Annotated in this window: 27 protein-coding genes, 1 tRNA gene and 1 other RNA gene; 14 read left to right on the forward strand and 15 right to left on the reverse strand. The window is 65.7% G+C overall.

The features are described 5' to 3' along the window. Window positions 1-225 precede the first annotated feature (225 nt). Window positions 226-675 (forward strand): STAS domain-containing protein, encoded by a 450-nt coding sequence (locus QOH60_RS17020; RefSeq protein WP_526422444.1) that lies wholly within the window; start codon window positions 226-228, stop codon window positions 673-675. Window positions 676-726: 51 nt separating this feature from the next. Beyond that, a complete protein-coding gene (locus QOH60_RS17025) occupies window positions 727-936 on the forward strand; it encodes a dodecin family protein (protein WP_526422446.1) in 210 nt (69 codons plus the stop codon). A 703-nt stretch (window positions 937-1,639) separates the two neighbouring features. On the opposite strand, the gene QOH60_RS17030 is transcribed toward QOH60_RS17025, so the two are convergent. Together QOH60_RS17030 and QOH60_RS17035 are read right to left on the reverse strand one after the other, a co-directional pair. Then, window positions 1,640-3,127, reverse strand: coding sequence for an Rv0361 family membrane protein (locus tag QOH60_RS17030; RefSeq protein WP_526422448.1), 1,488 nt, complete (start codon window positions 3,125-3,127; stop codon window positions 1,640-1,642). Window positions 3,128-3,273: 146 nt separating this feature from the next. Continuing rightward, window positions 3,274-3,555 carry a DUF2510 domain-containing protein gene (locus QOH60_RS17035; protein ID WP_526422450.1) on the reverse strand — a complete coding sequence of 94 codons (282 nt, stop codon included), beginning with the start codon at window positions 3,553-3,555 and terminating at the stop codon, window positions 3,274-3,276. 243 nt (window positions 3,556-3,798) lie between these two features. On the opposite strand from QOH60_RS17035, the gene QOH60_RS17040 reads away from it, so the two are divergent. Next, window positions 3,799-4,062, forward strand: coding sequence for a hypothetical protein (locus QOH60_RS17040; RefSeq protein ID WP_526422452.1), 264 nt, complete (start codon window positions 3,799-3,801; stop codon window positions 4,060-4,062). 62 nt (window positions 4,063-4,124) lie between these two features. On the opposite strand, the gene QOH60_RS17045 is transcribed toward QOH60_RS17040, so the two are convergent. After that, entirely contained in the window at window positions 4,125-4,307 is a 183-nt protein-coding gene (locus QOH60_RS17045; RefSeq protein WP_526422454.1) for a hypothetical protein, read from the reverse strand. Window positions 4,308-4,359: 52 nt separating this feature from the next. Between QOH60_RS17045 and QOH60_RS17050 the strand changes: the two genes are divergently transcribed. Beyond that, a complete protein-coding gene (locus QOH60_RS17050; protein ID WP_526422456.1) occupies window positions 4,360-4,701 on the forward strand; it encodes a TetR/AcrR family transcriptional regulator in 342 nt (113 codons plus the stop codon). On the opposite strand, the gene QOH60_RS17055 is transcribed toward QOH60_RS17050, so the two are convergent. Continuing rightward, entirely contained in the window at window positions 4,698-5,291 is a 594-nt protein-coding gene (locus QOH60_RS17055; RefSeq protein ID WP_526422495.1) for a M15 family metallopeptidase, read from the reverse strand. The two genes, QOH60_RS17050 and QOH60_RS17055, sit on opposite strands and share 4 nt — an antisense overlap. A 135-nt stretch (window positions 5,292-5,426) precedes the next feature. Here QOH60_RS17055 and QOH60_RS17060 point away from each other — a divergent pair, with 135 nt between their 5' ends. Continuing rightward, window positions 5,427-5,564 (forward strand): hypothetical protein, encoded by a 138-nt coding sequence (locus QOH60_RS17060; RefSeq protein ID WP_526422458.1) that lies wholly within the window; start codon window positions 5,427-5,429, stop codon window positions 5,562-5,564. An 18-nt stretch (window positions 5,565-5,582) separates the two neighbouring features. Here the strand turns inward: QOH60_RS17060 and QOH60_RS17065 are convergent, their stop codons facing one another. The 3 genes from QOH60_RS17065 to QOH60_RS17075 all read right to left on the reverse strand — a co-directional run bounded on the left by QOH60_RS17065 (window position 5,583) and on the right by QOH60_RS17075 (window position 7,945). Continuing rightward, entirely contained in the window at window positions 5,583-6,638 is a 1,056-nt protein-coding gene (locus QOH60_RS17065) for a S1C family serine protease (RefSeq protein WP_526422460.1), read from the reverse strand. A gap of 188 nt (window positions 6,639-6,826) precedes the next feature. Beyond that, window positions 6,827-7,768, reverse strand: coding sequence for a lipid uptake coordinator LucA (gene lucA / locus QOH60_RS17070; RefSeq protein ID WP_526422462.1), 942 nt, complete (start codon window positions 7,766-7,768; stop codon window positions 6,827-6,829). Window positions 7,769-7,856: 88 nt separating this feature from the next. Then, a tRNA-Ser gene (locus QOH60_RS17075) sits at window positions 7,857-7,945 on the reverse strand. 66 nt (window positions 7,946-8,011) lie between these two features. Here QOH60_RS17075 and ffs point away from each other — a divergent pair. The 3 genes from ffs (at window position 8,012) to QOH60_RS17090 (ending at window position 11,236) form a co-directional block, all read left to right on the forward strand. Then, window positions 8,012-8,106, forward strand: an RNA gene (gene ffs / locus QOH60_RS17080) — signal recognition particle sRNA small type. A gap of 69 nt (window positions 8,107-8,175) precedes the next feature. Further along, window positions 8,176-9,420, forward strand: coding sequence for an aspartate aminotransferase type Ic (locus QOH60_RS17085; protein WP_526422497.1), 1,245 nt, complete (start codon window positions 8,176-8,178; stop codon window positions 9,418-9,420). A gap of 79 nt (window positions 9,421-9,499) precedes the next feature. After that, window positions 9,500-11,236, forward strand: a complete 1,737-nt coding sequence (locus tag QOH60_RS17090) for a DNA polymerase III subunits gamma/tau (protein ID WP_526422464.1) — start codon at window positions 9,500-9,502, stop codon at window positions 11,234-11,236. Here the strand turns inward: QOH60_RS17090 and QOH60_RS17095 are convergent. Both QOH60_RS17095 and QOH60_RS17100 read right to left on the reverse strand, forming a co-directional pair. Next, on the reverse strand, window positions 11,233-12,546 hold the full coding sequence (locus tag QOH60_RS17095; RefSeq protein ID WP_526422466.1) for an SAM-dependent methyltransferase: 1,314 nt from the start codon (window positions 12,544-12,546) through the stop codon (window positions 11,233-11,235). The two genes, QOH60_RS17090 and QOH60_RS17095, sit on opposite strands and share 4 nt — an antisense overlap. Further along, entirely contained in the window at window positions 12,543-13,934 is a 1,392-nt protein-coding gene (locus QOH60_RS17100) for an FAD-binding oxidoreductase (protein ID WP_526422468.1), read from the reverse strand. Before QOH60_RS17100 ends, QOH60_RS17095 begins: the two co-directional genes overlap by 4 nt. 80 nt (window positions 13,935-14,014) lie before the next feature. Here QOH60_RS17100 and QOH60_RS17105 point away from each other — a divergent pair, with 80 nt between their 5' ends. Beyond that, window positions 14,015-14,467 (forward strand): SRPBCC family protein, encoded by a 453-nt coding sequence (locus QOH60_RS17105; protein ID WP_526422470.1) that lies wholly within the window; start codon window positions 14,015-14,017, stop codon window positions 14,465-14,467. Here QOH60_RS17105 and QOH60_RS17110 read toward each other — a convergent pair. Beyond that, window positions 14,464-15,225: an Rv3717 family N-acetylmuramoyl-L-alanine amidase gene (locus tag QOH60_RS17110; RefSeq protein ID WP_526422472.1), complete on the reverse strand. Its 762-nt coding sequence runs from the start codon at window positions 15,223-15,225 to the stop codon at window positions 14,464-14,466. The two genes, QOH60_RS17105 and QOH60_RS17110, sit on opposite strands and share 4 nt — an antisense overlap. An 88-nt stretch (window positions 15,226-15,313) precedes the next feature. Between QOH60_RS17110 and QOH60_RS17115 the strand changes: the two genes are divergently transcribed. From QOH60_RS17115 to QOH60_RS17125, 3 genes are read left to right on the forward strand one after another with little or no spacing between them, the layout of a single operon-like run. After that, window positions 15,314-15,628 carry a YbaB/EbfC family nucleoid-associated protein gene (locus QOH60_RS17115; RefSeq protein WP_526422474.1) on the forward strand — a complete coding sequence of 105 codons (315 nt, stop codon included), beginning with the start codon at window positions 15,314-15,316 and terminating at the stop codon, window positions 15,626-15,628. A gap of 1 nt (window position 15,629) precedes the next feature. Further along, window positions 15,630-16,241 carry a recombination mediator RecR gene (recR, locus tag QOH60_RS17120; protein ID WP_526422476.1) on the forward strand — a complete coding sequence of 204 codons (612 nt, stop codon included), beginning with the start codon at window positions 15,630-15,632 and terminating at the stop codon, window positions 16,239-16,241. A 14-nt stretch (window positions 16,242-16,255) separates the two neighbouring features. Next, window positions 16,256-16,660: a hypothetical protein gene (locus tag QOH60_RS17125; protein WP_526422478.1), complete on the forward strand. Its 405-nt coding sequence runs from the start codon at window positions 16,256-16,258 to the stop codon at window positions 16,658-16,660. A 104-nt stretch (window positions 16,661-16,764) separates the two neighbouring features. Here the strand turns inward: QOH60_RS17125 and QOH60_RS17130 are convergent, their stop codons facing one another. From QOH60_RS17130 to QOH60_RS17140, 3 genes are read right to left on the reverse strand one after another with little or no spacing between them, the layout of a single operon-like run. After that, a complete protein-coding gene (locus QOH60_RS17130) occupies window positions 16,765-17,499 on the reverse strand; it encodes a type 1 glutamine amidotransferase (RefSeq protein ID WP_526422480.1) in 735 nt (244 codons plus the stop codon). Continuing rightward, window positions 17,496-18,719 carry a MurT ligase domain-containing protein gene (locus tag QOH60_RS17135; RefSeq protein ID WP_526422482.1) on the reverse strand — a complete coding sequence of 408 codons (1,224 nt, stop codon included), beginning with the start codon at window positions 18,717-18,719 and terminating at the stop codon, window positions 17,496-17,498. The genes QOH60_RS17130 and QOH60_RS17135 overlap by 4 nt, the downstream gene beginning before the upstream one ends. A gap of 32 nt (window positions 18,720-18,751) precedes the next feature. Continuing rightward, window positions 18,752-21,517: a TIR domain-containing protein gene (locus QOH60_RS17140; protein ID WP_526422484.1), complete on the reverse strand. Its 2,766-nt coding sequence runs from the start codon at window positions 21,515-21,517 to the stop codon at window positions 18,752-18,754. 128 nt (window positions 21,518-21,645) lie between these two features. Here QOH60_RS17140 and QOH60_RS17145 point away from each other — a divergent pair, with 128 nt between their 5' ends. Beyond that, a complete protein-coding gene (locus tag QOH60_RS17145) occupies window positions 21,646-22,665 on the forward strand; it encodes a DEDDh family exonuclease (protein ID WP_526422486.1) in 1,020 nt (339 codons plus the stop codon). A gap of 7 nt (window positions 22,666-22,672) precedes the next feature. Here the strand turns inward: QOH60_RS17145 and QOH60_RS17150 are convergent, their stop codons facing one another. After that, window positions 22,673-23,941 (reverse strand): cytochrome P450, encoded by a 1,269-nt coding sequence (locus QOH60_RS17150; RefSeq protein ID WP_526422488.1) that lies wholly within the window; start codon window positions 23,939-23,941, stop codon window positions 22,673-22,675. A 128-nt stretch (window positions 23,942-24,069) separates the two neighbouring features. Between QOH60_RS17150 and QOH60_RS17155 the strand changes: the two genes are divergently transcribed. Beyond that, on the forward strand, window positions 24,070-24,531 hold the full coding sequence (locus QOH60_RS17155; RefSeq protein ID WP_526422491.1) for a VOC family protein: 462 nt from the start codon (window positions 24,070-24,072) through the stop codon (window positions 24,529-24,531). On the opposite strand, the gene leuA is transcribed toward QOH60_RS17155, so the two are convergent. Further along, the coding region (gene leuA / locus QOH60_RS17160) for a 2-isopropylmalate synthase (RefSeq protein WP_526422493.1) at window positions 24,528-26,128 on the reverse strand (1,601 nt) is incomplete at its 5' end. The two genes, QOH60_RS17155 and leuA, sit on opposite strands and share 4 nt — an antisense overlap.

A 26,128-nucleotide genomic window follows, 5' to 3' on the forward strand; every position in this document is an offset into this window, starting at 1 on the left:
TGTTACTCGCCGTTGATGCCCAAGCCGCTGCGTCGCCCACGAGCGGCACCGTATCCGTGGGCACCGACGATTAGATGACGACCCCGGCAGGTCTGGGGTAGGTTCAGTCCTAGGTTGACTGATCAGCCTAAGAAGCGTCGCGTTCTCTGAGGCGCCCCTGTGGGCCCCTGTCCGGCTCCCCGGCGTTCCGCCACACAGCGCAACACCCGAGCGAGGGCTGGCCGCATGACTTCTTCACAGCCTGAGATTGAACCTGGTTCACGTCACAACGGCGCCGCGGTCATCGACTGTGGGGGCGCGAGCGTGCGGGCGGACATCGACACCGATCTCACCGTGATCACCGTCAGCGGCGAGATCGACGCGGCGAATGTTGACGACGTGAGCCGCCACAGTTTCGGGCTGGTTCCCGAGGGCGGCGCGTTGATCGTCGACCTGACCGGGATCGACTTGATCGCCATCGAGGGACTTTGCGCGCTGTTCGCGCTGCACAGTCGATGCGCTCGCGCGCACACAAAGTGGACGCTGATCGTCGACCGGGCGGCGAGCCGGCTACTTCGCGTGGGAGATCCCGAGAAGCTACTGCCAGCCGTCGGATCGGCGGCTGAGGCAGTGCAACTGGTGCGCCAATCCGGCCGAGACCATCGATCACTGCAGCTCGCCAGTCCGGCCAGCTAGCCGCACCCGTCCCCGGATCTCCCGCCGGGGCGCCCAAAAGAAGGAGAGAACATGAGTGTCTACCGCGTGACCGAGGTCATCGGCACGAGCACCGAATCGTGGGAGCATGCTGCTCGCACCGCGGTCGAGACCGCCGCGGCGACAGTCCGCGAAATCCGCGTTGCCGAAGTGACCCGCCAAGACGTCACCATCGAGAACGGCCAGGTTAGCGGCTACCGGGTCCGGCTGGCGATCTCGTTCAAGTACGAATCCGATCGCTGAGCCAGCAACGTTCGATGCCGGCTCGGGCCGCCCCCCCACCCGTGGGGTTGGATGGCGGAACGCGTCTCAGGCGTTGTTTCTGGAGTCCGGGAAATCCGGATAGGCGGGCCGATGGACGGAACAACTACTCAGACGCGCTCCGGCGCGTTTTAGCGACGATGGGGACCGGGTTGCGCTGCTGCTGAACGCGGGACGGGGTTAGTCCCCTGTCCCCATCGCCTTGCCAAAACGGCTACCCAGCAAGGGTTTGGTAAACGGGGTCGGGCCGCCACCCCGGAGGGATGACGGGCCAACAATCTAGACGGTGCGTACCGTCACCGGCTCCTTGAAAGCTGTGCAGTGCGTGCCGGGGCGGCCCCTACTACGCCAACCTGGATCATTTCTCGCAACTACCTGTAGGGACTTTCAAATAATGCGCTACCTGGGATGTCTCTCATACCGGGTGATTTCGGGAAGTACGGTTTCGGGTCCTTGTATCTAGGTCCTGTTATTGCTGCTCGCGGAGACTACGGTAGAGCTTTGCTGACTGCCATCATTACGAGGCGTCAGTAATAACTCCTGTCGAGAAGCAGGACAGCAGCTGCGACCTAGATCCCACCTATGCGGACTCGGGTACTGTCCACATGGAATTGGTCTGCGACGACGAGGGTAAGCGGCGCTAGAGGGGCCTGTTCGGTGATGCGGATTAGATCCACACGTGCCGTCAGCTGTCAGTAGGACAAATCGTCCAGTTTCCGTTTTCCTTGAGGTATGACTCGGTGTCCGTTTGGGTTTGGCTCGGCGACTTCGATCTGCTGAACGTGAGAGAGGCCGTCGCGCGTTCTCCGTTGACATGAATCGCAGTGACGGATATGGAGAGGGTCCCGTTCTCGAGGACGTCGGCTTGCAACGCCGAACTGGTTATCCCCCCGGCGAACGCCTTCAGGAAGCCGGATGGATCAGGCGCGGCCATCGCCTGTTTGCAGAGCAGTGACTGAAATGCCGCGCCGTCAGCGTTGTTGTACGCGTCGACCACCTTCTGGGTGACCGCTTTGATCCCGGCCTCGTCGCCAGAGGTAGAAGAAAACAACTTGTTGTGCGCCGGGACGAGGTACGCGGCGACCCAAACGATTACGACAAAAAGGGTGCTGATCACGACTTTGCGATCCCGTGACTGATGCGACCGGACCACGACCGTGACACCCGCGATGATCAGCACCCAACAAATCCCAATCATCCATGCTGCTGACGACGGTTCGGTTGCTTTTAGACCCTTTGCGTACGAGCTCGCAGCGACCGCGAGTAGGCCCAAAACAACCAGAACGGCTAGAACACGACCTAGTTTGCCCCGGGTGCGCCGAACATTGGTCGCCGCAGGGGGCTGCGCTGCCGTAACCGGCCCCGGCGGGGGCGACCACTCGGGGCTACCGGGCGGTGGCGGTGGCATCTGGGTGTAGGCCGGTCCATCTGTCGGAGAATCCGCGGCTACCCGGGGATGGCCAGACTCCGTGGGGCTTTCGACGTCGGTCCGGCGACCCAGCGCCGTGGGCGACTCCGCGACGAGGGAGGCCAAGATGGCCTCCACCTCGGAGCGTGTCCGATGGGTGGCATCTTCGCGGTCACGCAGCTTGGTCAGCATCGTCACGATGTCGTTGCGGGCTGCTTCATGCTGGCCGTCTTCTCCGAGTCCCACCTCTAGTTGGGCGACGAGGGCGGCCTGATCCCGCGGGGTGAGATAGTCCGGGTTCGAGATGGTCGTGTAGAGCCGAATCAGGTATTCAAAGGGCACCGATGGTTCCGCGGGTAGCGGTACAGGTAGGGGCTGACGTCGTGCCCGCTCACGGTGCAGCGCCGAGATGAGTCGCATGCCGGTGTTGGAAGTCTGACGACGGTAGTCAATCGCCTGCACCGTTGCGAGCGGATTGAGCGCCATGCTGTCGAGCACGCCGACCTGTACCGGAAGAATCGGCAGCCCGAGGGCCTGCGCGTATTGCAGCTCGGCCTGACATGGCTTGGACTCGATGGAGTTTTGCGACAACGCGAAGATGAACACGTCGCAGCCCCGGACCTGTTCCAGAATCGCGCGCCACCAGGCTTCTCCCCCGGCGAGGCGCTGATCCATCCACACCTGCTCGTCGGCGTCTTGCAGATCCTGGGTAAGGCTCTTGACGGCGTCCCTGTCCCGGCTGGAGTAGCTGATGAAAACCGTCATGCGTAGTTGACAAATACCTTCATGCGGGAACCCTCGGTTGCGCAGTTAGCCGACAGCCTACAAACGATGCCGACGATCGACTGGCAGATACAGGAGACGCACAGGTGACCCGTGTCCGCGACGACGGCAACCCGCGGACCTGAAATCTATTGGCGCGGCGCGGTCGTTTGGGTCCACGATTTGCCGTCGAAGTACCGCATCAGCGTCGTGTCGACCGGGTCCTCGTACCAGCCGGGTGGCCGCACAGGTTCGCCGCTGTCGTGCGCGCGACGACCCTCGGTAAGGGCCTCGCGCGCGATCCTTGCGATGCGTATCCACCTCCGAATGGCGAATACCGCGGAAATCGTGAAGACGATCAGGATGACGCCTATCACCGCAGCAAAAACCCAGGGCGAATTACTCGAGTAGCTGGTATGCGAAGGACCCACTGCTCCACCTTTTCGGAATCCTGATACGACGCCGAACCGTATCATTCCAGGACCCCGGCGGCTCGCCAAAGCGGTTGTGCCTCAACTCCCGTACGCCTTTCAGCCCTTTGACTGACGCCGCACAGGTATGCCCGGTCGCGGCCCCAAGATTCCCACAAGAATCCTCCAAGACGCCGCCCGCAGTCTTCTCACGACCAAAACGACACGGCGCCGGCAACGACGCCAAACGAAAGGACCACCCGCATGAACCTCGTTCCCACCAAGGTCGAAGAGCAGCTCAAGGGCGTCGACCGCACCCGCAGCCTGGTGATCGGAATCACCTTGGGCCTGACCGCTCTCTTCTCGCTCTACCGCATCTTCTGGGGCGTGTACGCCGCGACGGTGCTCTCCAGCTACGGCATCTCGTCGGGCGCTCTGGTCTTCACGATCGTCCTCTGGGGCGTCATCGGGGTGGCCGCAGGCTTCGGCGCAATCGCATTCCTGATGCGGTATAACAAGCACCCCTGACCTGACCAATACTCAAACAGCCGAGCCGAGCCTCTCCCGGCTCGGCTGTTTGCGTTGTACCCCTACTGCGCAAGCAGGTTGACCCCCCGACGGAACACACCGGGAAGCGCGTAGGCCGACGGCACGATGCACCTTCGCAGCGCCGCGCACGAACTCGCCTGCAGCAGAGCCGCAGTCAGCAATCGATAGCTTCGGGTCATCTTCCGCCATTGACGGTCGTAGTCCTCGGGCCTGTCTGCCGCCACGCACTTCACCAAGAGCTCCGCGGCGCCGAACGCCAGCCCCGACCTCACCGGCGTGGACACGGACGAGGTGGCCGGCTTGCTGCTGCCCAAGTTCTTCGCGGTCTGGGAAGAGGACGAGATGTTTCTTGCGCTCTTGCGAGCTGCGGTGAACAGCGAAGCGGCAGCCGACACATTGCGAGGGGTGTTCGCCAGGCAGGTCGCACCGAAACTGATGGCCGCGACGCCAGACCATCCACTGCAACGCATCGGGCTGATGGGCGCATTCGTGATCGGACTGGCCACCACCCGATACATCCTCGCCAATCCCCCGATCGCGAACCTGTCAAAAGAGGAGCTCAGTCGCTGGGCGGCACCTGTCATTCGGCAGCTGCTGGTGGGGCCGGCGCCGGTTTAGCTCGGACGCTCGAAGTGCTGGTAGTCGACGGGCGATTTCCAATTTCCGCCCCACGTCCACCCGCGATCGGTGAAGGCGCGCACGGCATCGTCGCCGGAGTGCAGTAAGCCAGGGTCAATGCGCTTGCGGTCCAGGTACACCGCCGCGTTTTTCGGTTCCAACGTCCCCGCGCTGTCGATCGACGGGTTCAGCAGCGGGTTGATGTCGATAGCCCGACCGTAGGCGTGCAAGGACCACCGGCTGCTCCCGGGGATGCCGCGGCAGTTGAACGCCGAGGTGTTGTCATCTTCCATCGACAGTTCGTCCTCGGCGTTCGGATAGGAGTTCAAGTCGCGGATCTTCTCGACCGGAAATCGCAGCTCGTAGAGCCGCTCGAAGATGGTGATCACCTCTGCCGCAAGGTCTTTGTGGACAACCAGCGCGCCCCGGTGTGGTTGGTTGTCAAAACCCAGGTATGTGACGTCGACGCGGCGAAGCTGCTCCGGCCCGACGGGGCAACCCGGCCGCCATGTCGCGCCGAGATCGGTTGCGGTCACGGTGTGCACGGACGCGTCTGCGGATGCCGGTACCGCGACCCACTGCGACGCCACGACGACCGCAGCAACGATCGCCGTCGCAATCCTTGCTCGGGAAAAGACCGGCCGCCCATGGGAGTTCACGTGTGCGCGACGCTACTCGCGGACAACCTCCAACGCTCGGTCGACACGCCCTGCAAGAATGCGTGAGTGACCACCGCGATCTTCGTGATCCTGGCGCTTGTAGCCGTCGGGCTTGTGGTGGACGCGCTTTTCCGGTTGCGCAAATGGCTGCAGCGGCCCCCGCCGCCCAGCGCCCACCCACCAGAAAACCCGCCAGATGAATAACCTAGTGCCGCAACGTCTTTAGCCGTGGGGCCCTGTCCCCAGCGTCAGGTTGGCACTGCGCTGCTGCCCCGCGGTGTCGACCCATCTCACCTCGACTGTCTCGCCCGGGTAATGGCGGTCGAGCACGGACGTTAGTGCGGTCGCGTCCTCCAGCGTGACTCCGCCGATCGAGATGATCACGTCGTTTTGGCGAAGGCCGGCCTGTTCGGCGGGCGTCCCGGGCAGGATCTCGCGAACCTGGACGCCGGATCCCGACTGGCGGCCAGTGCGAACACCGATTCCGAGCATCGCGGGCGGCCCAACGTGCACAGTGTCTGATCCGGACCGGGACTGGATCTGGTTGGCGATGGACAGCGCCCTGTTGATCGGGATCGCGAATCCCTTCCCGCCGGGGGCGCCGACCCGATACTTCACCGACGCCGCCACCGTCAGCCCAATGACCTGCCCGGAGCCATTGACCAGCGGTCCGCCTGAGTCCCCCGGCCGCACGGGCGCCGCGACGCCGATCAGGCCCGTCAGTTTCTCTGAACTGCCCGTCAGATCGTCCTCGGCGACGATGTCCGCACTCACGGTCGACACGGTGCCCTCTTCGCGGCTGACCATGCCGCGCCCGCCGGCATTGCCGAGACTGACCACAGGTTCGCCCACCGGCACCTGATTCGAATCGCCTAACGGGGCGGTCGGCAGACCCCCTGCCCCGAGCAGCTGGATCAGCGCGACGTCGTTCGTCCGGTCGTACCCGAGCAACTGCGCCGAGAACTTCTGCCCGCTGCCTACATTTGTCGCCGAGATGCGGTCTGCGCCCGCCACCACGTGATTGGCCGTCAGCACCGTTCCGTCTGGGCTGATGACGATGCCCGCGCCGTTTCCGACGACGCCCTGGTAATCGACCGTGGTGGTGATCTGCACCATGGCCTGCTCGGCGGCGTCCGCGGCGACCTGGGCGTCGCCGGGTTGCGCCGCGACGATGGGTGCCGACGACCCCCAGACGGGCGCGAACAGCGTGAGGACCGTCGCTATCACCGCAGCGAACGCGGCCAGTGGACGCGTCCACGGGGTCTTCTCTGCGTCCATCGGCTGCCTCTCCGGCTCGGTCGGACTACACAATCTCATTTTTAATAGTGGCCTGCGGTCCGCTTGTTGTCGAAATGGGTCAGAACCATCACCCATATCCTGACTTTCGCGGCACAGAACGACCCGTTACTGCGACGACGACCGGCCTGGGTGCGTTCATCGCCGAAACGACCTGCGACAAACTCCCGCTAGTCGTCCTCGACGGCCACTCCGCTATCGGATTTCCGGATCCTGCGCGATCGACGGATCTTGCCCGCGGGCCGTCGGTTGCGAATGCCGCCGCGGGAAGTGCCCGAAGCGACGGTGTCCTCGTCGGGCGCCTCGTCGTCGGCGGGAGCGTCGTCGGCGGGAGCGTCGTCAGCGGCGGTCCCGTTCTTGGCGGCCTTGCTGTCCGCGGCTACGTCGTCGCTCGGCGCCGTCTCATCATCAGTCGTCCCAGAGACGTCCTCGGCCGGGGTGTTGACCTCGACGGTCTCGTCCTCTGCCTCCGTCACCGGGACTGGCTTCTCCAGCTCCTCGGCGTCGTCGTCGGGCACCTGTTCGCCCCACGTCTTCTCCGGCTTGACGTCTTCGTCGTCCTCGGCCGCAACCGCGGACTCCGGCTCTGACGCTGTCCCGTCGCTTCGCTCGCCCCGGTCGAGGTCGCGCTTGCGGCGCCACCAGCGGCTCTTGCGTTCCGTCTCGTTCAGCGGCCGCGGCGGTGGCGGCGGCCGTTCGGCGACGAATGCCAGGTAGAAGGAGAAGATGCCGAGCAGGCCGATCGCAGCGGCGGCGCCGTAGGCACCGAAGATCCACTGCCCGGCGTCATCGAGCTTCAACCAGATCTCGGCGATCGCCGTCGCGATAATCACGACGGCGCTGACCACATGCAGCGCGATCGAGCACATCAGCAACCGCAACGCCAGCTCGGGTGTGCCGTACTCGGGGCGGCGGACGCGCAGCCACGTGAACAACACCGGCAGCGCGGCGAGCCCGATCAGCACGCCGGTGACGATCCGCAAGACCAAGCCCCATGTCGAGGAGAGGTCGCCTTGCAGCTCCCACCAGCGCGGAAGGACGAAGAAAAAGTACATCGCGCCCGCAGCGAGCGAGATCAACGCGTGCACAATCACCGCGACGGTGCGGCTCATGCCCCTCCTCAGCGCGCCATCTGGGCGCTCAATCGATTCTGTTCTGGATGCAGGGCAACCGATCGCCGGCTATGGCCCCCACCCCGACTGGCGGAGGATGCGGGATTTGAACCCGCGAGGGCTGTTAACCCAACCCGCGTTCCAGGCGAGCGCCATAGGCCACTAGGCGAATCCTCCGCGGTCATGGTAGCCGACCGGTCTGGACGGCCTGGCAGTCGCGGGGGACGCGCGTACTAGACTCACCGTGGACCCCGCGCGGCGTCTATCCTGTGAACTCCCCCAGGGCCGGAAGGCAGCAAGGGTCAATGGGCTCTGGCGGGTGCGCGGGGTCCCCTCGTAATTCCCCGTGGCGCAACCGGAGGTGACAACGCGTGCCCTCCTTCAGTTCCCTCGGCCATGACGAGCTGATGGCGCAGCACCAAGCTCAGCAAGAGAACTACGCGGCGCTGCGGGCCAAGAAGCTCGCGCTGGACCTGACCCGCGGAAAGCCGTCGCCGGCGCAGCTGGATCTCTCCAACGCTCTGCTGTCGCTTCCCGGTCCTGACTTCCGTGACGGCGAAGGCACAGACACCCGCAATTACGGCGGCCTGCACGGTCTGCCCGAGCTGCGCGCGATCTTCGGCGAGCTGCTCGGCATCCCGGTGCCCAACCTGATCGCCGGCAACAACGCCAGCCTCGAGCTGATGCACGACATCGTGACGTTTTCGATGCTGCACGGCGGTGCGGACTCTCCGAAGCCGTGGATCAGCGAGCCTGCCGTCAAGTTCCTCTGCCCGTCGCCGGGGTATGACCGCCACTTCGCGATCACCGAGACCCTCGGCATCGAGATGATCACCGTCCCGATGCGCGAGGACGGCCCGGACGTCGACCTCATCGAGGAGTTGGTGGCATCCGACCCTGCGATCAAGGGCATGTGGGCGGTGCCGGTGTTCTCGAACCCGACGGGCACGACGTATTCGTGGGAAGTCGTGCGGCGGCTGGTGCAGATGCGCACGGCGGCGCCAGACTTCCGGCTGTTCTGGGACAACGCGTATTGCGTGCACACTCTCACCCACGACTTCGTGCGGCAGATCGACGTCCTCGGTCTGGCGGCGGCGGCGGGAAATCCGAACCGGCCCTACGTGTTCGCGTCGACGAGCAAGATCACCTTCGCCGGTTCCGGCGTCAGCTTCTTCGGCGGCTCGCTGGGCAACATTGCGTGGTACCTGCAGTACTCGGGCAAGCGCTCGATCGGCCCGGACAAGGTCAACCAACTGCGGCATCTGCGTTTTCTCGGGGATGCCGACGGTGTGCGGCTGCACATGCGTCGTCACCAGCAGCTGCTGGCGCCCAAATTCGCGCTGGCGCTGCACATCCTCGAGGATCGGCTCGGCGATTCGAAGATCGCGTCGTGGACGGAGCCCAAGGGGGGCTACTTCATCAGCCTCGACGTGCTGCCCGGGACGGCTCGGCGCACGATCGGGCTGGCCAAGGACGCGGGAATCGCTCTCACGGAGGCGGGGGCGGCGTTCCCGCACCGAAAAGACCCCGACGACCGCAACATCCGGTTGGCGCCGACGTTCCCGTCGATGGAGGACCTGTCCACGGCCGTCGACGGGCTGGCCACCTGCGCGTTGTTGGCGGCGACCGAGTCGCTGCTGCTGCGCCGGTGAGCGCGCGTCTCAGCGACTTGCGCCATCCGCGCTGTCCGCGAGCGAGCCGTCGTCGGATGCCGTCGGTAGCCTGCTGACCGTGGCCCTGTACCGCAAATATCGACCGGCAACCTTCGCCGAGGTGGTAGGCCAGGAGCACGTTACCGAACCGCTGTGCACTGCACTGCAGGCCGGCCGCATCAACCACGCCTACCTCTTCTCCGGCCCTCGCGGTTGCGGCAAGACGTCGTCGGCCAGGATCCTCGCGCGCTCCCTCAATTGCGCCCAGGGCCCCACCGCCACGCCATGCGGAGTGTGTGACTCCTGCCTCGCGCTGGCGCCCAACGGGCCCGGCAGCATCGACGTGGTCGAGCTCGACGCGGCCAGCCACGGCGGCGTCGACGACACACGAGAGCTGCGTGACCGGGCCTTCTACGCTCCCGCGCAGTCGCGCTACCGCATCTTCATCATCGACGAAGCCCACATGGTCACCACGGCAGGATTCAACGCGCTGCTCAAGATCGTCGAGGAACCCCCCGAACATCTGATCTTCGTGTTCGCCACCACCGAGCCGGACAAGGTGCTGCCCACCATTCGGTCTCGGACGCATCACTATCCCTTCCGCCTGCTGGCTCCGCGGACCATGCGGGGCCTGATCGAACGCATCTGCACCCAAGAGGGCGTCGACGTCGAGGACACCGTGTACCCGCTGGTGATCCGCGCCGGCGGCGGATCACCCCGCGACACCCTGTCGGTGCTCGATCAGCTGTTGGCCGGTGCTGAGGGAAACCAGGTCCGGTACCCGCGAGCGTTGGCGTTGCTCGGTGCCACCGACGTCGCGCTGATCGACGATGCGGTCGACGCGCTCGCGGCCAACGATGCGGCTGCGTTGTTCAGCGCGGTGGAGTCAGTGGTCGACGCCGGACATGATCCGCGGCGGTTCGCCACCGATCTCCTAGAGAGATTCCGGGATCTTATTGTGCTGCAGGCTGTTCCGGACGCAGCGGCCCGCGGGGTGGTTGACGCGCCCGGCGACGTGCTCGAGCGGATGCGCGATCAGGCGGGGCGCCTGGGCACCGCGACGCTGACGCGCTATGCCGAGGTGGTACACGCGGGATTGGGCGAGATGCGCGGCGCCACCGCGCCACGCCTGCTGCTCGAGGTGGTGTGCGCGCGGCTGCTCCTGCCATCGGCCAGCGATTCGGAAGCGGCTGTGCTGCAGCGCGTCGAGCGCATCGAAAACCGGCTGGACATGTCCGTCCCCGAGGCTCCGCCACCCAAACGGGAACCCGCACCCAAGGCCGCTGCGGCACCACAACCCGCGCCGAAGTCCGCGCCCAAGTCCAAGCCCGAACCCGAGCCGAAGCCCGCGCCAGAGCCCGCGCCGAAGCCGCCACCCGAGCCCCAACCCGCACCCGAGCCCGCGCTGGGTGACATCGACGCCGCGGCCGTCCGTCGGCAGTGGTCGACCGTGCGCGAGCATGTGAGCGAGCGCAGCAAGTCCGTCAACGCCATGCTGAGCGACGCGATCGTGCGCTCGCTGGACGGTGACACACTGGTGCTCAGCCATCCCGCTGTCACGCTGGTCAAGAGGCTGTGCGAGCAACGCAACGTCGACGTGATTCGCGACGCCCTCCGTGACACATTGGGTGTGGACTGGAAGGTCCGCTGCGAAGTCGCTGCCGCAGAACAGGATTCGCCGCAGAACGAACCCGACGAGGACAGTATGCTTGCCGAGGCCAGCCACAACGCCGACGCGCCTCGGCGCGACCCCGAGGAAGTGGCGCTTGAGCTGTTGCAGAACGAGCTAGGCGCGCGCCGTATCGACGGCGCCTAGGGCCTCCACCACGGCCGCAGCGGCAGACCGCAGTCGCCGCCACGCTCGTCGAGCTTGACGCCGAGCACCTGATGCAGCTGAATCGCATTGTGCTCGAACCCCACCCGTGAGCCGGCCATGTACAGCCCCCACACCTTGGCGGTGGCCAGCCCGACCTCGTCGACGGCCTCGTCCCAATGCGCGACGAGGTTGGCACACCAGTCCCGCAGCGTCATTGCGTAGTGGTGGCGCAGGTTTTCCTCGTGCACAACCTCGAAACCGGTGTTCTGCATCGCGGTGATGATCCGCCCCGATCCGGTGAGCTCCCCGTCGGGGAAGACATAGCGGTCGATGAACCCGCCTGCGTCGGTGGTGTGCTTGTTGTCGTGACGGGTGATGCAGTGGTTGAGCAGCAACCCGCCGGCGCGAAGCTTCGACAGAAGGAACCCGAAATACGCGGGGTAGTTCGCGACGCCGATGTGCTCGGTCAACCCGATCGACGACACTGCGTCGAAGTTGGTCTGGCCGACGTCGCGATAGTCGCTGTGGCGCACCTCGGCGAGATCGGCCAGTCCCTCCTCTGCAATCGCCCGCTGAGCCCAGTCCGCCTGGTTCGCCGAAAGCGTGACGCCCGTGGCCTTGACGCCGTTGCGCGCCGCGTAGCGCACCATGCCGCCCCAGCCGCAACCCACGTCCAGCAGACGATCGCCTGGCTGAAGCCGTAGCTTCTCGAACACCAGCCGGTACTTGTTCTCCTGCGCCTCTTCCAGGCTCGCGTCAGCGTCGGGGTAGCACGCGCATGTGTACGTCATCGACGGGCCAAGCACCCACTCGTAGAAGGTGTTCGAAACGTCGTAGTGGTGATGGATCGCCTCGGCATCGCGAGACTTGCTGTGCCGCAGTCCCTCTGCGATTCGCCGCCAGCGTGGCAGCGCCTCCTGGGGCGGCGGCGCGATCGGCAGCAGATGTTCGACGCTGATCGACCGCACGATCCTGGCCATCACTCGCGCCGGCGGCCGCTTGAACTCCAACTTGTCGGCGAGCGTGTTCAGCAGCTCGTACGGATCGCCCGGATGCACCCCGTACGGTTCCAGGTCACCCGAGACGTAGGCGCGCGCCAACCCCAGTTCACCGGGAGCTGTGGCCAGGTATGTCGTGCCGCGCGGGGTCCGCAGATCCAGGCCGAGCTCGGCATCGTCGGGTCCCGCCTTGCTCCCGTCGTAGGCGGTGAAACGCAGTGGCAGTCGGCCTTCGGCGAAAATCGAGAGGATCTCCGCCAACGACATCTTCGCCGCCGTGTCCGTCGTGGTTCGCTCTTTGAATGTCGTCATCGTCGTTGCACCGCCTTCGCATACAGATCGAGGAAGCGTAAATCAGGGTCGTAGGTCTTCTTCAACGTTTTGTAGGTCTCGCCACCGTAGAGATCGTCGAACTCGTCGCGGCCGTAATAGGCGTCCGAATACAGCGACTTGTGGCCGTCTAGCTCGCTGATCTTGGCCTCGATCAGCCTATTTGTCTCGCCCTCTGTAGTACCCACCGGCACCGATGACCAAAACCCGACGTTGACGTAGGTGCGCCCCGGCCGGATCGGATAGAGCGGCCAGCCGTCGGAGTCGCGAAGACGTATCGGACACAACCAAATCGGCTCGATGGGAACGCTTTCGAGGAACCACTTCAGGAACTGCGTGCAGCGCTCGATCGGCACCTCGACGTCCTGTACCACGCGCTCCTGGGGTGGCCTGCCGTTGCGCTTCTCGATCCGGTCGGCGATGTTGAACCGCTGGTCGTAGGCAACGAGCTTCCAGTAGAAACTGCTGCGGCGCAGCCGTCGCGGCCACCATCTCCTGATCTTGGGGTTCTGCGCGCCGAACGCCCGTGAGCACCAGAACCAGTCGGTGTCCCACCGCCACAGGTAGTCGTGGATCGTCAGCCGGTCAGCCTTCTCGCCGTCGGCATGCTGAATCGAGCGGTAGTAGATCTTCTGGGCGGTGTAATCGCTCACCGGGCCGGGCGTCGCGGTCTGCACCCCGACGCAGAGGTAGCTTTCGTCGGCGCTGAACACCACTCCGTCGAGGTAGTCCACCGGGACGCCGTCATGGCCGCCGGTATCGATGATCCGGTCCATCTCGGCGACGAGGTCGTCGAGCGAGTGGAACCGTAGGTGGCGCAGCGCGACGAACGGCTTCACGGGTTCCAGCTCGATCTTGAGTCGGACCGAATAGCCCAGTGTGCCATAGGAATTCGGGAATCCTCTATACAACTCCGGGTGCTGGTCCGGCGATGCCGTGACCACCTCGCCGGTGCCCGTGAGGATGTCCATTTCCAACACCGACTCATGCGGCAGGCCGTTGCGGAACGACGCCGACTCGATGCCGAGGCCGGTGACCGCGCCGCCCAGGGTGATCGTCTTGAGCTGCGGGACGACCAGCGGTGACAACCCGTACGGCAGCGTCGCTGCGACAAGGTCCTCGTAGGTGCACATGCCCGCGACGTCGGCGGTACGGGCCTGCGGGTCGACGGAGATCACGCCCGTCAGCTTCGACGTGTCGAGCCCCTTGGCGTCGCGTTTGGCCCGCGCGCGAAACAGGTTGGACGTCGGCTTGGCCAGCCGGACGGTGGCGGTCGGCGGGATGTCGCGAAAGCTCGCGAGCAGTCGTCGGACGCCCGATTCGTGTGCGGACCAGGCCTCAGCTCGCTGGGAGGCGGAGGGAACTGACACGCATATACGCTAGTCCGCGGTCGCAGCCGATGCGACCGCTCACGCCACAACGTGCGTCACATGTAGAGGAGTTTTGCCTGATGGGAAAGGTCAGCGCGGCCAGCAGCGTCGATATAAACGCCGCACCGGAAACTGTGCTCGCCGCGGTCGCCGACTACCAGACAGTGCGCCCGAAGATCCTGTCGTCGCACTACAGCGACTATCAGGTGCTGCAAGGCGGTCAAGGGCAGGGCACGGTGGCGAAGTGGAAGCTGCAGGCCACCGAGAAGCGCGTGCGTGACGTGCAGGCCACCGTGGACGTCGCGGGTCACACCGTGATCGAGAAGGACGCCAACTCGTCGATGGTGACCAACTGGACCGTCGCCCCTGCCGGCACCGGATCGACGGTGACCACGAAGACCAGCTGGGACGGCGCCGGCGGCGTCAAGGGTTTCTTCGAGAAGATCTTCGCCCCGTTGGGCTTGAAGAAGATCCAGACCATCGTGCTGGCCAACCTCAAGCAAGAGCTCGAGGGCTCAGGGACAAAGGCCTAGGCGACAGGCGCGCTCTGGCCCAGGTAGCCCGCGATACCCTGCACCACCGCGGCAGCGTATTTCTGCCTGCCCTCGGGCGTGGTGATCAGCGCGACGTCGGCGGGGTTCTTCATGTTTCCCAGCTCGACGAGCACAGCGGGGTACTGGGCCAGGTTGAGACCCGCAAGGTCGGCACGGCCGTTGAGTCCGTCACTGCCGATGTAGTTGGCCGGCGGGATGCCATTGGCCTGAAGCTGGTCGCGCATGATGCGTGCCAGCTGCACCGCGGGACCGGATTGCGCGGCGTTGAGCGGCGGCGCCGAGTAGTTGACATGGAACCCTCGGCCCGACGCGGGACCGCCGTCGGCGTGGATGGACACGATCGCGTTCGGGTGCAGTGCGTTGGCCATCGCCGCGCGTTCGTCGACGCACGGCGCCACTGCATTGTCGTTGCCGCGGGACATCGCGGTCCGCACCCCGAGTTGATTGAGCATCGCGCGTACCCGCAGCGCGACTTCCCAGTTGAATGTGTGTTCCGGGTAACCGTCGTCGGTTTTGGTGCCCGTCGTCTGACATTCCTTGGTGCCGCCGCGCCCGGTGGGCACTTGCTTGTTGATCGACGCGTCGTTGGCGCCGTTGTGGCCCGGGTCGATGAACACGATCATGCCCGCGATGTTGGCGGGCGCCGCGGCGGCATGCGGAGCGGCCACAAGCGCGGCAGCGACCGTTACCGTGGCGGCGATCGCGGCGCCGACACGCAGGCGCAGGGGGTCGGGCACTGCGTCAAAGTAGCCTGCTCACGGCTAGTCTTGGGAGGTCCAGCGCCCAGCTGAAACGAAGTCGATATCAACAGGCAAGAGGACCGTGATGCAACCGGGAGAAACACCGGACATGTCCGCGCTGCTCGCGCAGGCGCAGCAGATGCAGCAGCAGCTGATGGAAGCGCAGGAGAAGATGGCCGCCGCGGAGGTGACCGGGCAGGCCGGCGGTGGGCTGGTACAGGTCACGATGAAAGGCAGCGGCGAGGTAACCGGGGTGACCATCGACCCGAAGGTCGTCGACCCCTCGGACGTCGAGACGCTGCAGGACTTGATCGTTGGGGCGCTCGCCGACGCGTCTGAACAGGTGACCGATTTGGCGCAGAGCCAACTGGGTCCACTGGCCGGCGGGTTGGGGCTTTGAGTTGTTCGAGGGGCCGGTCCAAGACCTGATCGACGAGTTGGGCAAGCTTCCGGGGATTGGCCCGAAGAGTGCGCAGCGGATCGCGTTCCACCTGTTGTCCGTCGAGCCGCCGGACATCGACCGGCTGACGGCGGTGTTGGGCAGGGTGCGCGACGGGGTGCAGTTCTGTGAGGTGTGCGGCAACGTGTCCGACGGCGAGCGCTGCCGCATCTGCGCCGACACCCGCCGCGATAGTTCGGTCGTGTGCGTTGTCGAGGAGCCGAAGGACATCCAAGCGGTCGAGCGCACCCGCGAATTCCGGGGCAGGTACCACGTGCTGGGCGGCGCGCTGGACCCCTTGTCCGGTGTCGGGCCCGACCAGTTACGGATCCGTGAGTTGCTGAACCGCCTCGGTGAGCGGGTAGATGACGTCGAGATCAGCGAGGTGATCATCGCGACGGACCCCAATACCGAAGGCGAGGCGACAGCCACGTACCTCGTGCGGATGCTGCGCGACATTCCGGGCCTCACCGTCACGCGCATCGCATCCGGCTTGCCGATGGGCGGCGATCTCGAATTCGCCGACGAGCTCACCCTCGGCCGGGCACTTTCCGGCCGGCGCGCCATGGTCTGAGTAGGGTGTGGCTCGTGCCGGATGAGGAATTCAGGGTCGAGGTCACGCTCGGTGGCGACGAACACCGGTTGTCCGTGTGGGACCGGCTGCGGACGCTCGGGCTGGATGACGACGCGCGCGAGCGGCTCGGCAGTCGCGTGACGGTGACCCGCGACGGCGAGCAGATCTTCTTGTACACGCGCAGCATCGCCGACGCCCGCGAAGCCGAGCGCACGGTGACCGAACTGGCGACTGAGGACCACGTCGAGGCCGATGTCAGTGTGCTGCAATGGAATTCGGATACGCAGGAGTGGGTGTTCATCGAGGGCGACGAGCCGGATGCCGCGCCTCCGGACGACCTCGCCATCGGCACACCCGACCCGGCGTACGTCATGCTCGAGGCGTACAAGCCGGAGTTCCTCCGCGACCTCGGGCTATAGGCCCCTCAGGTTTTGCGCCAGATTAACGTTACGGCGGTCCCACGCGGCGTGTCGTCTACGCAACGTGACTTTCGGCGCTGGCTAGCCGACGGGCGAGACGAGCGTCAGCGGGCGGCCAGGCGTTCGCGGCGCAGCAGCGCGACCTCGTCGAGGTCCAGCGGCGGCAGATCGCCGACCACCCGTGCCAACAACACGTCGGCGAGCTGCGGATTGCGGGCAAGGCACGGCCCGTGCATGTACGTCGCCACCACGCTGCGCTGCACTGCGCCGTCGAACCCGTCGCCCGCCTTATTGCCCGCGCCCTTGGTCACCGCGCCCAGTGGTTTCGCGGCCGCCCCCAGCACGGTTCCACCGCGGTGGTTCTCGAACCCGGTCAGCGGTTCTGACAGTCCTTCCAGCAACGGCCGGCAAGCCAACTCGCCGATCGTTCGCACCTGCTGGGGCGCGGTGACGAGATCGAGCATTCCGACGCCGTCGACGCGCTCGCCGGCCGACGTCTCATACCAGTGCCCGAGCACCTGGATCGCCGCGCAGATCGCCAGCACCGGTGCGCCCCGCGACGCGGCCTGCTGCAGCCCCGGGTAGCGGATCAAGTGCTTGGTGGCCAGCCGCTGCGCGTAATCCTCGGCGCCACCGAGCGTGTACAGATCCAGTTCGGCGGGCACCGGGTCGGCCAGCGTGACCTCGACGATCTCCGCGGCAATGCCACGCAGCCGCAGCCGCTGCCGCAGCACCACGGCGTTGCCGCCGTCGCCGTACGTGCCCATCACGTCGGGCAGCACCAGCCCGATCCGGACCGTGGAGTCAGCCCGGTCGTTGCTCTTCGCGCGAGCGCTCATCGGGCGAGCCTCCGCTGCAGTTGCAGGAACGCCGTGTAGTTCGCGATCACCTCGACGTGCCCGGGCGGGCACGACTCGATCGCGCCGACGGTGTCGTGGACCAGCGTGTGGTCGACGCCCGCGTACCCCAGACGCACCGCGAGGTCGGTACCGCGCTCACCGGCCGCCACCACGGCCGTGTCGTCGAAGTGCTCGAAACGCACGTCCCACAGCCACGACAGGTCTTCACCGTCGGGCACCTGGCCGTTGACTGCGATCACGACGCCTGCGCCGTGCTTGTCGATCATCGACAGCGCCTCCTGCCAGCCGGCCGGGTTCTTGGCCAACAGAAGTCGCGCGGTGTGCGAGCCCACATCCACAGTGCGGTACCGGCCGGCTACCTCGTCGACACCCGCCACTGCGGCCACCGCCGCAGCGGGGTCAACGCCAAGGGTCACAGCCGCAGCCACCGCCTGCGCCGCGTTCCCCCGGTTCACTGCACCCGGCAGGGCGAGCTTCATCGGCAAAACCAAACCATCTGGGCCGTAGAGGTTTTCATCGTCGAACCACCACTGTGGTGTCGGGCGTTTGAAATCGGTGCCGGTGCTGTACCAATGACCGGCGTCGCGCACGATCACCTCGCCGGATCGCGGGCAGCTCACCGAGTCGTTGGCCCATCCGCCGCCCGCGGCCACCCACACCACGTGCGGGCAGTCGTACGCAGCGGACGTCATCAGCACGTCGTCGCAGTTGGCGACGACCACAGTGTCAGGGTGACGAGCCAACCCCGTTCGCAGCGCGCGCTCGATCGCGTTGATCTCACCGACCCGGTCCAGCTGATCACGCGAAAGGTTCAGCAGCACGATCACCCGCGGATCCACCGCGTCGGCCACGTGCGGCACGTGCATCTCGTCCACCTCGAGCGCGGCCAGCGGCGCATCGCGTGCGACGGCCAGCGCGGCGATCAGCCCGGCATCCATGTTCGCGCCTTCGGAGTTGGTGGCCACCGCGCCCAGGCTGCTCAGCGCCGCCGCGGTCATCCGGGTGGTGGTGGACTTGCCGTTCGTGCCGGTGACGACGACGGTCCTGCGGCCCTGGCCCAGTTGGTGCAAAAGCGAGCGGTCGAGCGTCATCGCGACCAGGCCGCCGATCATCGCCCCTGCTCCGCGGCCGGTCACCCGTGACGCCCAGCGCGCGGCGGCTCCGGCCGCCAGCGCTGCCCGTCCCCGCGGCGTGATCACCCCGCAGAGTTTAGGTGCGGCGCCTACCAACCTCACCTCGGCAGCAAGCGGTCTTCTTCTTTAGGAGTCAAATGTCGCGCGACGTGCCTGCGCGCCAAGTCGAGAACGTTTGAGAAGGGCCCGGCGAACTCAATATTGAGAAGTCGGAGGGCCTTGACGTCGCTAATGGCTATCCGCGACCCGTCGTGATTCAACGCAACGTGGGGTGCAGCCTCGTACCTGCCGACCTCGATCGGCGGATTGCCCGGGCGCATATCCCACAGATGGACGAACCCGCCATCGTCGGAAACCGCGAGAAACCGGCGGTCGCCCGAGAGGGCGAACTGGCCGACATTGATGTCGGGCAGAGGCGCTTCGATGCTCTTCTTATTGAGGTCCCATACACGGGTTTGCGCACCGAAGGTCAGAAGAATCCTCGCCTCCGACAAGTATTCGGCCTTATCGATGTCGCCTGTCGGGTCGGTTAGCGTAGCCAGGATGCGTGGGGGATCGCGGCCATTCCACGACTCGAGGTTGTCGCGAGCGATGTAGTGGATCGTGCCGTCGGGGGCCCGAAGGACAAGGGCCTTCACCCCGTCCTGCCCGTAGTCACCGCGCAATTGCTGTGTGGTGCCGCTCGAATTCCATTGCCATCGAACAAGTTTGCCGGGACGGGTGGCGGTATCGAGCAGCCCCAGCGACGTGCCGGCCTGATCGAACTCGGCTGTGAACCTCGGATACACCGACCCTGGTCCGGTGCCGTAGCCCGAGTTGTCGACGGGCAACCGGGCGACTTGGACATCTGCTCCGATGTCCCAGACCGTCACGGCGCCGGGTTCCTCCAGCGCGAGGTGTCCGTCCGCACTGAACGCCAGCGGCGTGCCGCGGGTCAGTCGCCGCACGGATAACCGGTCGGTGTCGACAAGCAACGCGTTTGCCCCGGCGTCGGCCACGGCGACGATGTTTCCTTGCTGGCCGAACACCGGCGGTGTGAAGCCCTCCCCCACAAGGGACAGCGGGCTGCCGGCCGCCCAGTCCCACACCGCGGCCTGACGGCCGCCTGACAACAGGTGAATTCCGTCGGCGCTGAAGGAGACGCCGCCCGCCGTGGTGTCGCCGCCGTTCAGATACACGGGCGACGTCTCTCCGCCGACCCAAATCCGGACGGTCGCATCACTCGTCGCGGCCACGAGGGCGGTGCCGTAGGGGTTCCAGACCAGGGCGGTCGGTTCGTTGACGTCGCAGCAGTGCGCCGGCAGTCCCGGAGGGGTGTCCAAACTCAAGGTAGTCACCTCGTCGGGTTTCTCCAGGTTGACGACTTTGATCTCGCCCGACGCGCCGATTGCCACCCGGCGGTTGTCCGGGCTGAAACTCATCTCACCGTCCACGGTTGGTCCCAACGGGATCGTCATCGTCCTCGTGCCGGTAGCCACCGACCACACACCCAGTTCACCGGAGCTGTTCGTGCCCACGAGGGTGCCGTCAGGGCTGAATCCGACTTCGTCGACGCCCTTGCCGACATCGAGGTGCATCGCGCGGCCGGTGCCGACCGTCGTGACCACGACGTCCGATTGCGTGGTCTCGGCCACGGCTGTCAATGTGCCACCAGGGCCGAGTTTTGGGTTCCGGCCGACCTGAGCGACTTGCCTTACCGAGTCAGGGGAGGTTCCGGCCTTCCAATCCCACTCGTACACTCCGCCGCTGCGGGTCGCGAACACGACGCGGTTGTCGGCGCGGAACTCCGCTCCCATCACGTCCTCTAGCGCGGCTGCCACCGGCAGTGCCACCGGCACCCTCGGCGCGTCCGCCGTCGAGTTTGACCAATTCCACACGGCCACAGTGTGATCGGTGGCCACGACCACGTTCTCGCCCGTCGAATCGTATGCATGCCTACCGACTTGCACGTATCCCGAGCCTGACGGCGGAAGCAGCTGTTCTGGCAGGATGGCTCGGACCGCCGATGCGCGCAGGGCCGCGCGTACGGCATCCTCCGCGAACGACGACGATGAAGTGTCGTAAGCCCGCAGCGCCAAGATCAGAGCCAGCTGTGGATCTCGCTGCACCGAGGCTTGGGACTCAGCAATCAATTCGCGAGACACCGCTACGTTGCGCTCGTTCATGGCGATTTCGCGTTCGCGAGATGCATTGCGCCACTCGATGATTGCGAAACCCGCGATCACGGCGAAGACCGCGGCGATCGCAACGGTGGCAATCCACCACGCCCGCTGCCTGCCTGTTGCCGCTCGGCGGCTGGCGGCGATGAACCTGGCCTGTAGCGGCGTCGTCGTCGGCTTCTGGTCGGTCTGACCCTCGAGCCATTTCTCCGCTTCAGCCAGCTGTGACCCGTGCAGCAGCAGGCTGGCGTCGCTCTCGCGGCTCTGCCATTCCGTGGCCCGCACGAGCAGCCGCGTGTGCTGATGGACCCGCGCAATGTCGGTGTTGAGCACCTCGACCAGCTGGGCGACATCGTGGTCGAAGGTCTCCGGCCGCACGAAGTCCCAATTGATGTCGGGCAGCGGCGCCGGCACGTGCACATCGGATACGTCCCGGATCAGGACCGGCACTATGCGCTTCGACAGCTCGACTGCGTGGTCGAGTTCCTCACGGCACACCGCTGAGGCAACGGAGTCCGGGGACAGGAAGAAGACCATTGAATCCGCCGCCGCGATCGCCCTCTTGATCTCGTCCATCCACAGCGCCGACGGCGCGATGTCCTCGAGATCGACCCACACGTTCTCACCTGCGGCTTCCAGCGCCGCGACGATGCGCGCTACGTATTCGCGATCGTCGCGCGAGTACGACACGAACACGTCCGACATCGCCCTGAATCTAGCCGCACCGCGCAGGTCAGATTCGACTTCTGACAAGCCGTTCGCACGCGCGACACGCTGACGCCCCCGGATCGACGCTCCCGTCGATTGTCGGGGTGCCGTGGGATTCTGAGCTTGTGTCCGCTCCTCCCGACAAGGGCGGCCTCGAGGCAGCCACCTGGGGTCGGCCGGCCGTTGAAAACGGTGCCGGCTGGGCGGTCGTCGACGTCGAGACCTCGGGCTTCCGGCCCGGGCATGCGCGCATCATCAGCATTGCAGCGCTGGCACTCGGCGACGACGGCAACGTCGAGCACAGCGTCTCGACCCTTCTGAACCCCGGTGTCGATCCCGGTCCCACCCACGTGCACGGCCTCACCGCCGAGATGCTGGCCGGCCAGCCCCGATTCGCCGACGTCGTCGGAGACGTCGCCGACGTGCTGCGAGGCCGCACGCTGGTCGCGCACAACGTCGGCTTCGACTACGCCTTTCTGGCTGCCGAGGCCGAGCTGGCGGGGATGGAGCTGCCGATCGACTCGGTGATGTGCACCGTGGAGCTGGCGCGCCGGCTGGACCTCGACGTCGCCAACTTCCGGCTGGACACGCTTGCGGCGCATTGGGGCATCACCCAATTGCGCCCGCACGATGCCCTCGACGACGCTCTCGTGCTGGGCCAGATCCTCAAGCCGGCGCTGGTGCGGGCCCGCGAACGCAAGGTGTGGCTGCCGGTGCGCCCGGTGACCCGGCGGCGCTGGCCGACCGGTCACGTCACGCACGACGAACTGCGGCCGCTCAAGATGCTGGCGTCGCGGTTGCCGTGCCCCTACGCCAACCCCGGTCCGTTCGTCTCCGGACGTCCGATCGTGCAAGGCATGCGCGTCGCGCTGTCGGCCGAGGTGACTCGCACGCACGAGGAACTGATCGAGCGGATTCTGCATGCCGGGCTCGCCTACACCGACGCCGTCGATCCCCAGACCTCACTGGTGCTCTGCAACGAGCCCAGCCCCGAACACGGCAAGGGTTTCCAGGCCCACGAGCTGCGCATATCGCTGATGACGGATGCCGACTTCCTTGTCCAACTCGAGGGCATCATCGGTGGCGCGCGCATCGAGGAATTCAGGGATTCGACCGCCGACGGCGACCAGTTCGCGTTGTTCTGACCCGAGCTCAGTGCGGGCGCGCCGTTGCGCGGGATTCCCCTGGAGTGAAGGTCACCGGCAGCCGGCCCAGCCCCGTCATGCTCGGGTTGCCCAGATATTCGTGGACCCGGTCGACGTCAACCACGTAGTCGGGAATGCGTTCGAGAACCGCCTTGACCATCACCTCGAACATCACCCGCGCGAGGTGCGACCCGATGCAGCGGTGCGGCCCGAGACCGAACGCGAGGTGCCGGTTGGGCGTGCGATCTAGCTGCACTTGGTCGGCCCGCTGGAATTCCTCCTCATCGTGGTTTGCCGCGAACCAGCTGATGACGAGCTGGTCATTGCGGCGCAGCTGCTGTCCGCAGAGGGCGACGTCGCGCGTCACGGTCCTGCTCAACTGCTGGTTGACGGAGAAGTAGCGCAGAAATTCGTCGGTAGCAGTGGCATACAGGGTCGGATTCTCGATGAGTTGCCACCTCAGCTCCGGGTGCATGCCCAGATGACGAAAGGTCAGCGAGGTCTGCGAGGTGGTGGTGTCCACGCCGCCGCCGATGAGATTCCAGAGGATGTCCATGAGCTGGGTGTGGTCGAGGCGCTTGCCGTCGATTTCGATCTGCACGAGGAAACTCGTCAAGTCGTTGCCCGGATCGCGCCGACGTTGCGCCGTGAATTCCAACAGATCCGACATCATCGCGGGGACTTCCGCGATGGCCCGCGCGTACTCGTCGCTGTCCTGCGAAACCGCCATGACCGAGTGGAACAAGTTGGCGTAGAGCTGCCAGTTGTCGTACGGCAGACCCATCAGCTTCATCGTCAGAATCGCCGGAACGGGGCTCGCGTAGTCGAGCACGAGATCCATCTGGCCATCACCGATCCGCTGATCGAGAAACCAGTGCACGGACTGCTCCATGAACGGTCTCATCGCGTCGACGGCGCGCGGCGAGAAGAACGGCGCGAGCGCACGTCGCAACGCCACGTGGTAGGGGCCGTCAACCTCGCCGATTCCGAGAGCGGGTTGACCTTCCGGGCGCGGCACCCCCATTTCGCCCTGGTAGTCCACCCCGTCAGGGGAGTCGGGATCGTACTTGTGCGCGAACGTCTCACCGTCGCGCGCGACCTGGGCCACCGCCTCGTAGCTGGTCGCGAACCAGAAGCCGCCGTAGTTCTCGTTCCACGCCACCGGACACCTGCGGCGCAGGTCAGCGTTGATCTCGCGCTCGTTGAGGTTGAACGCGTCGGAATGGTGGTCGAAATCGACAACCGCTGAGGGCTCGACGTTGGGAGGTGTCGTCATCGAAAATCCCTTCAACACAACCAGATCCGCGAAGAAGCGCGCGGCCCGGCGCGGTGTTGCCGCTTAGCTGTACACCCTATTGCGCTATCTTTGCATCTTTGGGCGCTCACGCGCGATGGGAGGCTGTAGTGACCGGTCATCGGACGGTGTTCAATCACGTGGGGTTGTGCGTCGCGGATCGTGAGTGCTCCCGCCGCTTCTATGAGGGGTTGCTTGGGTTCCAGTTCTGGTGGGATCTGGAGCTGCCCGACGATGGCACCCAGCAGCTTCTGCAGCTCGAGAGGCCGATCGGAGTGCGGGCGACATATCTGGTTCGGGACGGACTCGTGCTCGAATTCATCGACTACTCACAGCGAGAGGTACAGACGCGGGGCGAGCGCGTCATGGACGAAGTCGGCCTCACCCATCTGTCGCTGTCCGTATCCGACCTGCCCGGCGTGCTGGCACTGGTCGACGAATTCGGCGGATCAGTCGTGAAAGCGACGGTCACAGAACAGTTTGCGATGATCCGCGACCCGGACGGTCAGTTGATTGAATTGCTGCCGGATTCCTGGCTCGCTGCGCTGCCCCCGCGTCCCGACGCCGGCTAGCCCGCTGCCCGGTTGACGGCGGACACGACCGCGCTCAGCGATGCGGTGGTGATCGACGTGGCGATACCCACACCCCACACCGTGCGCCCGTTGACCGACGCCTCAACGTAGGCTGCTGCCTGCGCTTCTTCGCCGGCCGACATCGCGTGCTCGTTGTAATCGAGCACCGCGACATCGATGCCGACCGCACCGAGCGCGTCCACGAACGCCGCCAGGGGCCCGTTGCCTGCGCCGACGATCTCCACGTCCTCACCGTTCACGCGGACGGTCGCGACGATCGTGTCAGTGCCGCCGTCGACTTCCGCGGCGTCCACTCGCTGCCGAATACGCTCCAGCGGACGCACGGGGCGCAGGTACTCGTCGGCGAAGACGTCCCACATCTCCTTCGAGGACACCTCGCCGCCCTCGCCGTCGGTGATCTTCTGAATCACCTGCGAGAACTCGATCTGCAGTCGGCGCGGCAGCACGAGCCCGTGGTCGGCCTTCATGATGTAGGCCACGCCGCCCTTACCGGATTGCGAGTTCACCCGGATCACGGCCTCGTACGTGCGCCCGACATCCTTCGGGTCGATTGGCAGGTACGGCACTTCCCACGTGATGTCGTCGACATCGGCATTCGCTTCGTCCGCCGCGACTTTCATCGCGTCCAGGCCCTTGTTGATGGCGTCCTGGTGGCTGCCCGAGAACGCGGTGTAGACCAGATCGCCACCGTAGGGATGACGTTCATGCACCGGCAGCTGGTTGCAGTACTCAACGGTGCGCCGGATCTCGTCGATGTTCGAGAAGTCGATCTGCGGGTCGATGCCGCGACTGAACAGGTTCATGCCCAGAGTGACGATGCAGACGTTGCCCGTGCGCTCGCCGTTGCCGAACAGGCATCCCTCGATCCGGTCAGCGCCTGCCTGGTAGCCCAATTCTGCTGCAGCGACCGCAGTTCCGCGGTCGTTGTGCGGGTGCAGGCTCAGGATCACGCTGTCGCGGCGGTTCAAGTTGCGGTGCATCCACTCGATCGAGTCGGCATACACGTTCGGGGTGGCCATCTCGACGGTGGCGGGCAGGTTGAAGATGATCGGGTTGTCCGGCGTCGGCTGGATGACGTCACCGACCGCGTCGCACACGTCCTTCGCGTACTCCAGCTCCGTGCCGGTGTAGGACTCCGGCGAGTACTCAAAACGCCAATGGGTGGCAGGGTATTTCGCCGCTTCCTCGACGCACTTGCGGGCGCCGTCGGTGGCGATCGCCTTCACGGCGTCGCGGTCGGCTCGAAACACCACGCGGCGCTGCAGAATCGACGTCGAGTTGTAGAAGTGCACGATCGCCCGTGGCGCGCCTTCGCACGCCTCGAACGTCCGCTCGATCAGCTCGGGCCGGCATTGGGTCAGCACCTGGATCGTGACGTCGTCGGGAATCTTTCCCTGCGTGATGATTTCGCGTACGAAATCGAAGTCGGTCTGGCTGGCCGACGGAAAACCCACCTCAATCTCCTTGTAGCCCATGCGCACAAGCAGATCGAACATCCGATGTTTGCGGGCTGGGCTCATCGGGTCGATCAGCGCCTGATTTCCGTCGCGCAGGTCCACCGCACACCACATCGGGG

This window comes from Mycobacterium sp. (genome assembly GCF_032159765.1).
In the GTDB taxonomy this organism is placed as follows: domain Bacteria; phylum Actinomycetota; class Actinomycetes; order Mycobacteriales; family Mycobacteriaceae; genus Mycobacterium.

What these genes read in the sequence shown, in the direction of transcription:
- QOH60_RS17020 (WP_526422444.1), top strand. Translation starts at nt 226, where the DNA reads ATGACTTCTTCACAGCCTGAGATTGAACCTGGTTCACGTCACAACGGC.
- QOH60_RS17095 (WP_526422466.1), bottom strand. Translation starts at nt 12,546, where the DNA reads ATGACGACATTCAAAGAGCGAACCACGACGGACACGGCGGCGAAGATG.
- QOH60_RS17105 (WP_526422470.1), top strand. Translation starts at nt 14,015, where the DNA reads ATGGGAAAGGTCAGCGCGGCCAGCAGCGTCGATATAAACGCCGCACCG.
- QOH60_RS17150 (WP_526422488.1), bottom strand. Translation starts at nt 23,941, where the DNA reads ATGACGACACCTCCCAACGTCGAGCCCTCAGCGGTTGTCGATTTCGAC.
- QOH60_RS17140 (WP_526422484.1), bottom strand. Translation starts at nt 21,517, where the DNA reads ATGTCGGACGTGTTCGTGTCGTACTCGCGCGACGATCGCGAATACGTA.
- QOH60_RS17030 (WP_526422448.1), bottom strand. Translation starts at nt 3,127, where the DNA reads ATGACGGTTTTCATCAGCTACTCCAGCCGGGACAGGGACGCCGTCAAG.
- QOH60_RS17085 (WP_526422497.1), top strand. Translation starts at nt 8,176, where the DNA reads ATGGCGCAGCACCAAGCTCAGCAAGAGAACTACGCGGCGCTGCGGGCC.
- QOH60_RS17115 (WP_526422474.1), top strand. Translation starts at nt 15,314, where the DNA reads ATGCAACCGGGAGAAACACCGGACATGTCCGCGCTGCTCGCGCAGGCG.
- QOH60_RS17130 (WP_526422480.1), bottom strand. Translation starts at nt 17,499, where the DNA reads ATGAGCGCTCGCGCGAAGAGCAACGACCGGGCTGACTCCACGGTCCGG.
- QOH60_RS17025 (WP_526422446.1), top strand. Translation starts at nt 727, where the DNA reads ATGAGTGTCTACCGCGTGACCGAGGTCATCGGCACGAGCACCGAATCG.
- lucA (WP_526422462.1), bottom strand. Translation starts at nt 7,768, where the DNA reads ATGAGCCGCACCGTCGCGGTGATTGTGCACGCGTTGATCTCGCTCGCT.
- QOH60_RS17065 (WP_526422460.1), bottom strand. Translation starts at nt 6,638, where the DNA reads ATGGACGCAGAGAAGACCCCGTGGACGCGTCCACTGGCCGCGTTCGCT.
- QOH60_RS17040 (WP_526422452.1), top strand. Translation starts at nt 3,799, where the DNA reads ATGAACCTCGTTCCCACCAAGGTCGAAGAGCAGCTCAAGGGCGTCGAC.